Source organism: Desulfobacterium sp. N47 (genome assembly GCF_051233685.1).
Taxonomy (GTDB): domain Bacteria; phylum Desulfobacterota; class Desulfobacteria; order Desulfobacterales; family RPRI01; genus RPRI01.
This window is the reverse complement of sequence record NZ_JBAMMY010000170.1, coordinates 1-7,505: the sequence shown is the minus strand read 5'-3', so window position 1 is coordinate 7,505 and position 7,505 is coordinate 1. Positions and strand designations below refer to the sequence as shown.

Annotated in this window: 8 protein-coding genes; 3 read left to right on the top strand and 5 right to left on the bottom strand. The window is 39.1% G+C overall.

Annotated elements, in window-relative coordinates:
• Positions 1–414: 414 nt before the first annotated feature.
• The 3 genes from VXK47_RS10930 to VXK47_RS10920 all read left to right on the top strand — a co-directional run bounded on the left by VXK47_RS10930 (position 415) and on the right by VXK47_RS10920 (position 2,044).
• Positions 415–834, top strand: a complete 420-nt coding sequence (locus VXK47_RS10930; protein ID WP_435548816.1) for a hypothetical protein — start codon at positions 415–417, stop codon at positions 832–834.
• A 171-nt stretch (positions 835–1,005) separates the two neighbouring features.
• Complete coding sequence (locus VXK47_RS10925; protein WP_435548815.1) at positions 1,006–1,590, top strand: hypothetical protein; 585 nt, start codon at positions 1,006–1,008, stop codon at positions 1,588–1,590.
• Positions 1,591–1,840: 250 nt separating this feature from the next.
• Positions 1,841–2,044, top strand: a complete 204-nt coding sequence (locus tag VXK47_RS10920; RefSeq protein WP_435548814.1) for a hypothetical protein — start codon at positions 1,841–1,843, stop codon at positions 2,042–2,044.
• 279 nt (positions 2,045–2,323) lie between these two features.
• On the opposite strand, the gene VXK47_RS10915 is transcribed toward VXK47_RS10920, so the two are convergent.
• The 5 genes from VXK47_RS10915 to VXK47_RS10895 are packed head-to-tail and all read right to left on the bottom strand — an operon-like array spanning position 2,324 to position 7,336.
• Entirely contained in the window at positions 2,324–3,193 is an 870-nt protein-coding gene (locus VXK47_RS10915) for a 4-deoxy-4-formamido-L-arabinose-phosphoundecaprenol deformylase (RefSeq protein WP_435548813.1), read from the bottom strand.
• A gap of 31 nt (positions 3,194–3,224) precedes the next feature.
• The gene (locus tag VXK47_RS10910) at positions 3,225–4,205 is read right to left on the bottom strand and encodes a glycosyltransferase (RefSeq protein WP_435548812.1); all 981 of its coding nucleotides are present in this window, start codon (positions 4,203–4,205) and stop codon (positions 3,225–3,227) included.
• 19 nt (positions 4,206–4,224) lie between these two features.
• Complete coding sequence (locus VXK47_RS10905) at positions 4,225–5,370, bottom strand: DegT/DnrJ/EryC1/StrS family aminotransferase (protein ID WP_435548811.1); 1,146 nt, start codon at positions 5,368–5,370, stop codon at positions 4,225–4,227.
• Positions 5,371–5,391: 21 nt separating this feature from the next.
• Positions 5,392–6,264, bottom strand: a complete 873-nt coding sequence (gene rfbA / locus VXK47_RS10900) for a sugar nucleotidyltransferase (protein WP_435548810.1) — start codon at positions 6,262–6,264, stop codon at positions 5,392–5,394.
• Positions 6,265–6,286: 22 nt separating this feature from the next.
• Positions 6,287–7,336, bottom strand: coding sequence for a GDP-L-fucose synthase family protein (locus tag VXK47_RS10895; protein WP_435548809.1), 1,050 nt, complete (start codon positions 7,334–7,336; stop codon positions 6,287–6,289).
• Positions 7,337–7,505: the final 169 nt, after the last annotated feature.

Here is a 7,505-nt window from a genome sequence, read left to right as displayed (position 1 = left end):
TCAGCTTCAAGCACCTGGGCTAATATTTTTCGAGCTCCATTACGTAATATCTCAGTAATAGGGTCATCAATAAAAGATTCTGGCTTTTTAATTATAATTACATTATCGTTATTCATGGTGTGTGTATCCTTTCCTTTTTTTTGGTCGGTTAATTGCCTCGGTAACAATCAACCGATGGATACACCACCTATCTCCCTAAACACAACTTTGATTATATCTCACTTTTCAAACCCAGGTTTATATAATAGGGTCCGTTTTTCCAGATGGAGTAATACGCAATTTAAGTAATCCGGCTGTGTATTATTATTCTTTACAGGATGCATATAATGCCGCGCGGCAAACGGTGATGTAATCCAATTTCAGGATTATCCATTTATTCAAAATTTGGGGGTTAACAGAAATATTTCAGTTTCTATGGAAGGAGGATATGATTCGGGCTTTACAGCCGCATCCGGAAGTACTTCCATGAAAGGGAAAATACAAACATTTCCAAACGGCGGCACAGTTACTATAAAGAATTTTATTCTGCAAAACAATGATTCCCCTCCGCCAGCCGGTACAGATTCAATACGTATTGTCGGCATGCCACCTCTATATTTTTTCGATTTGCAGGCTGCGTACAATGCTGCGGCTAACGGAGATATAATCCAGGTTAAGTATCAGGAACTTATTGGAAACCTTGATTTTAACAGGAATATCTCGGTTTCTATAGAAGGAGGATATAATTCAGATTTTACAGCTGTAGTCGGAACTACATCATTGAAAGGGAAAATTCAAACGCATCCAAACGGCGGGACGCTTACTGTAAAGAATTTTGTTTTGGAGAATAATTAAGGCAATGACATATGAAATATGGGGTAAGAATTATAATAGCTTATAGTAGTTGATAAAGGTTTCACCCTTTGGTTGAAATGACGCCGGGTAGTACAAATGATATCGAGTGATACATTAAGAGCAGGTATACAAATATTTTTGACAATACAACAATTAATAAGGAGGATGATAATGAAAAAAAGGATTTTGGGCTTGGTCTTTGGTTTAATATTGGCTTTTTTGTTGACCGGAATTAAAGGCTTTGCAGCAGATGGATATCTTATAGTAAACGGCAACATCGGCGTCGGCATAACCACACCCACCGAGAAACTGGACGTTAACGGCAATGTAAAAGCTACCGGATTTATAGGACCGGGGATAATCAGGCAAATACAGACTTTAAGCCCAACTACCGATATCAGTACTACCTCTACCGCTTTTGTTGATATGCCGGGGATGAGTATTACTTTAACAACTAAAGCCAGTATTTTATTAATTTTCTGGAATACTCAATTTCATAATACAGGTATTGGATGGGTTAATATCGAAACTCTATTAGACGGATTGAGAGTTGGCCCAACTTATGGTGGCACTTATAGCGCCAGTGGTTCAAACGCAAATTCTGTTGGTGGTCATACAGTTGTTACAGTTGCAGCTGGCACTCATACGGTGAAATTGAGATGGAGAGTAACCGGAACGCCTACAGTTTATAATTATCCAAATACCTTTTCTGATTATTATGGCCGGACTTTGACCGTAATTGAAGTCGGACAATAAGCAGACCGTGGCCCATACATATTGGCGCCACAACACGAGCGCATCCACCGCTGCTTACAGTGAGGAAGAGAATAGATGCCAAACCTTTAGCCGTAACCATTTGAAAGCAATGTGTTTTGATATTGATCTGTGATTTAATATTTATATTCACAGATCATGGTTTAACATCAGGAGCCAAACATCAATAGTTTACAGCCTCTTCAAAAAAGGAATAAATATCTGAAGAGGTAAAGTTTGCAGCTAAATCAATATGGGTAAAAAGCGGAAAATGGTCGGAGGGATATCATTTATCTCATCGCTGTTGAATGATTTTTGCGTCTATGACCTGTGCAGAAGATGGGGCAAAAATATAATCAAGTTTGAATCGGAAAAAATATTTGCGAAATCCATGAAATGTGGCAATGTTTCGGATTTTTTGGATATCGCAACCGAAAGGTTGGAAAATATGATCTAACTACCTGTTATAGAAATAAAAAGCCTGCTGTGATTCTTTTTTATCAACCGAACCCAAGTGCAGATACGCAGCATGATGTTTCATCACTCTTTATCTTTCTCAAATACCAATAATTTAACTGCGAAACATTAGTAATAGTAAGAATGCGACAAAAACCCTATTGCCGGGTGGAATATTAAAAACACTATGTTAATAAACTGTCCGTTTCACAAATAGAGCCAGGAAAATGAGACCATAAAACAACTTGTTTTTGCATGAGGATGTGGAAAAACAACCGGTTCAGACAGCACACAAGGTAGAACGCCCGGCAAGTAATTTCATTTTATATTTGCGCACCGGAATATTTTGGGGAAGAAGTTCTTTTATTTCACAAAGAGTTGTAACGGGATAATTCATCATCCTGATCTGTTCAAGCAATTGAATAAAATAATTGCTTCTTATGCCCCCTTCAACTTCAGCGTGAACCGGAAGCACATGGATGCCGCCTTTTTTTAAGACTGAAATAATAGCCAACTCGGCGCTATCAATACCTGTTTCCTCTATGCACGGAAGATCCGAAGGAATTTCCATAACACCTATGTTTTCGTGAATAAAAGGCTTGTCAGCTCTTGTGCAGCTTAAATAATCAAACTTATACTCTTTAATAATCTCCATCACCCTGTCATCAATAAGCCAGGCTGGCGCTCCGAATGATGATGGCATATGCCCTGTCAGCTTTGCAAATGCATTAACACCTTTATCAAACCATCTTTTTATCCATTCAACAGATTTTGCATCCAGTTCATCCTGCCAGCGCCTGTGATCCCAGGCATGAAACTGAACCTCATGACCACTTGATATTATTTGCTTTACAATTTCAGGAAAGGAAAGAGCTATCATAGGAGAAGGAAGTAATGTTCCGTACAGAGCCGTTTTTATGCCATAGAGCCCTGGAGCATTGCTTTTTATCATTTTTTTTAAAAAAAGAGGGTTTTTTATAAGCTGAAGAACAGCTCTGCCCGAAGCATCCGGACCCATACTTAAATAAAAAGTTGCCTTTACATTAAACCGGTCAAGAATATCAAGGAGGCGGGGCACTCCTTTTTTCATGCCCTGATAGGTATCAACATCTATCTTGATTCCTAAAGCATTTTCATTTTTTTGAATCACATCACACCTTGTTCACATCCGTTAAGAATGTTTACCGGCTCTCGCGGCTTATTTGCTGATCCTTTTCCGATTGTTCCGATGAATAGACCTTATCAATTACATACTGCGGTCTCTTCCTTACTTCCTTGTAAATCCTGCCGATATATTCTCCCAATATCCCAAAAGCAAAAAACTGAAGGCCGATAAAAATAAACAGAATTGCAAAGAGTGTGAAAATACCTTCTGCGGCCCAGTGGGCTCCGTATATTAATCTGGAGACAGCAAGTACAACGCCGAAGCAAATACCTCCCAAAGCCATCCCGATGCCTCCGTATAAAAGGGATTTCATGGGCAGATCCGAGAATGCCGAGACAAGATCAAACTGAAGATTGATGAGCTTTCTTAAAGGATAGTTTGATATCCCACCGGCTCTTTCATCATGTGCGACTTCGATTTCAGTCATGCGCTTCCCGAAATATGTAGCAAGCGCCGGAATAAATGTAGAATGTTCATGGCAAGCTATCATACGCTCGACCACAGGACGTCTGTATGCCCGAAGCATGCATCCCCAGTCGCTCATACCCACTTTCGTAATCTTTCTTGCTACCATGTTGATAAGCTTTGAAGCCGTTTTTCGGAATATAGAATCCTGGCGCTGCTTTCTTATTGTACCTACCACATCATACCCACCTTCTTCCATTTCCGCCACAAGCCTGGGTATTTCTTCGGGTGGATTCTGTAAATCTGCATCCAGAGTGATTATGATCTCACCCTTAACGATTGAAAAACCCGCAAAAATCGCGCAATGCTGACCGTAATTTCTTACGAGCGCAACAACTCTCACCTCAGGCCAGACAGTAAGATTTTTCAATATGGAAAGAGAATTATCTTTACTTCCGTCATCGACCAGAATTATCTCATACGGCCTGTTCATTTGCTGCATAACCGGATGTATTCTTTCAATCAGTAAACGCAGATTATCTTCTTCATTGTAAACGGGAATTACTAAAGAAATCATTGCTTGTGGACTCATTTGTTATTGTTCCTTGCCCTTATTTTAATATTTCTTTTATAGCTTCACAGACATAAGACGCATCTTCATTTTTCATATCGGGAAACAGCGGAAGTGAAATAATCTTTTCCGCAGCACGTTCGGTTTCGGGAAGTATTACCTTTTTTGTTCCAAAATCTCTCTTAACATAATCCAGCAGATGGCAAGCCGGAAAATGAAGGCCGTAACCTATATTATATTCGGATAGTTTTTCCATAAACAGCCCTCTGTCCATGGATAACACTTTTATTACAAACAGGTGATTTGAATCGATGTGTGAATACCCGGCAATGCCTGGCAATTCAAGCCCCTTAATATCCTTAAGACCGGTTTTGTAAATTGCGGCAATTTCTGCTCTTCTGCCGTTAATTTCGTCTAATCTTGATAGCTGTGCAAGTCCAAGAGACGCCTGCATATCAGTCAGATTATATTTAAATCCGGGAGAAGAGATATTATACTCCGGATTTCCTCCCTTGCCATAACGTTTCCAGGCATCTCTTTCTATACCGTGAAACCTTAATAACCTTAGATCTTTTTCCAGTTTTTCATCATTTAGGGTGATCATGCCTCCTTCACCGCTGGTAATATTTTTTATTGGATGAAAAGAATAAATGGCAATATGGCCGAATCCGCCGGCATGAATTCCTTTGTAATAGGTACCAACAGCATGGGCGGCATCTTCGATAATTATAAGATTATGCTTTTTTGCGATTTTTATAATTTTGTCCATATCGGCAGGCACTCCTGCAAAATGTACCGGAATAATGGCTTTGGTCCTGGAAGTAATTTTCTCTTCTATAAGATCGGCATTAATGTTTAAGGTATTATAATCAATATCAACAAAAACGGGCTTTGCTTTTTGTATCGCAATCATGTTGATAGTTGAAGCAAACGTCATAGATGGAGTGATGACCTCATCTCCCTGGCCGATTTTAAGCGCAAGAAGTACTATATGCATCCCGGCTGTTGCAGAATTTACAGTGATTGCACGGGAAGCCCCGGTCAATTCACAAAATTTATCTTCAAATTGTTTGCAGGCAGGGCCGGTGGTAATCCATCCTGATTTTAAGCAGTTTACTACATTATTAATTTCATTTTCCCCTATGGAAGGTTTGGACAGGGGTAAAAAATCTTCTCTTATTTTCATATTGCTCCGTATGCTTGTTGTTTAATTCTCCTGGTCAATTAATTCCGTCAGATATTGACCATACTCGTTTTTTGAGAGCCCTGATGCAAGTTTTTTAAGCTGGTTCTTATCAATATAACCGAATCTGTATGCTATTTCTTCAATACATGAAATTTTGAGACCTTGTCTTTCCTGTATAGCCTGAACATAACTTGCAGCCTGTTGCAGCGATTCAAATGTGCCGGTATCAAGCCAGGCTACTCCTCTTCCTAAAAGTTCAACCTTAAGTTTTCCTTTTTTGAGGTATTCAAGATTGATATCTGTAATTTCCAGCTCTCCTCTTTTGGAGGGCTTCAGGTTTTTTGCTGTCTGTACAATATCACTGTCATATATATATAAACCCGGAACCGCATAATTTGATTTCGGTTTTTGAGGTTTTTCTTCTATACCAACTACTTTACCTTGTTCATCGAATTCAACTACTCCGTATCTTTCCGGATCCTTAACAATATATCCGAAGATCAGACCGCCCTTTTGCAGCTTTGCAGCATTGTTTAATGATACTGAAAGACTGTCACCGTAGAAAATATTATCTCCAAGAATAAGACATACAGGTTCATTTGCGATAAAAGATTCTCCGATTATAAAGGCCTGAGCGAGACCTTCCGGTTTTGGCTGAACAGCATAAGAAAAAGACATGCCTATCTGAGAACCGTCTTTTAAAAGTTTTCTGAAATTGGGTAAATCTTCAGGAGTCGAAATGATTAAAATTTCGCGTATACCGGCAAGCATGAGAACCGACAAGGGATAATAAATCATCGGTTTGTCATATATAGGCAGAAGCTGCTTGCTTACTACAGTGGTAAGAGGATAAAGTCTTGTCCCTGAACCTCCGGCGAGAATAATTCCTTTCATAAAACTTTCCTATGTTAAGTTATTAAGCTATTGCAGTATCTGAGACATACATATCGTATGTATTTTGTATTCCTTCATAAAGAGAAATTTTAGGCAACCACCCAAGAGCTTTTAGCCTTGAAACATCCAACAGCTTTCGCGGTGTCCCGTCAGGTTTTGATGAATCAAAAACAATTTCTCCCTTAAATCCCACTATCTCTTTAATCAGAACCGATAAGTCTTTTATGGTAATTTCTTTGCCTGAACCTATATTAATAAGAGGCACTTTGTTTGTATTTAAAAGCATGTTAAATTTTTTATCATCCAGATCCATCAGGAAAACTACAGCATCAGCAAGATCATCCACATGCAGGAATTCACGATATGGTTTTCCCGTACCCCAGGTGTTCACAAAAATATTTTCCTGCTTTAATAATTTCTTGAAATCATCCGGTATGGGGCCAAATAATTCCTCGTCTTTTTGAATTTTATCCCAATTTTTCTCCATAGCAAGCCTGGCTATATGATATTTACGGATAAGCGCCGGCAGGACATGGCTGTTTTCAAGATCAAAATTGTCTTCAGGGCCGTAAAGGTTTGTCGGCATTGCTGCAAGATAATTTGTATTATACTGGCGATTATATGACTGGCACATCTTTATTCCGGCAATTTTGGCAATGGCATAGGGCTCATTTGTAGTTTCAAGCGGGCCGGTTAAAAGGTACTCTTCCTTCATCGGTTGCGGGCAGTCTCTTGGATATATACAGGATGAACCCAGAAAAAGAAGCCGTTTAACATGATTTTTCCAGGCTGAATGGATTATATTATTTTGAATTGAAAGGTTATCATAAATGAATTCAGCAGGATAAGTGCTGTTTGCATAAATACCGCCCACTTTTGCAGCAGCAAGAAAAACATAATCCGGATGCTCTTTTTTAAAAACCAATTCAACATCACTTTGTCTTTTGATATCAAGCTCTGCATGATTACGTAAAATCAGATTTGAAAAACCCTCTTTGTGAAGCTTTCTTAAAATAGCAGAACCAACAAGTCCTGTGTGACCGGCGATATATATACTGGAATTTTTTTCCATTTGCTTTAAAACACCTCAAAATCATGATCTAAAGTTTCACCGAAATGATGCATGGTTTACTCACGCGACCATCCGTAACAGCGCGTCCACGAAAGATTTTCGGGAGAGTTTCTGGTTTTTGTTGCAAACGGCATTAAAATCATCAGCCAACGCGTCCTTGGCGATGATG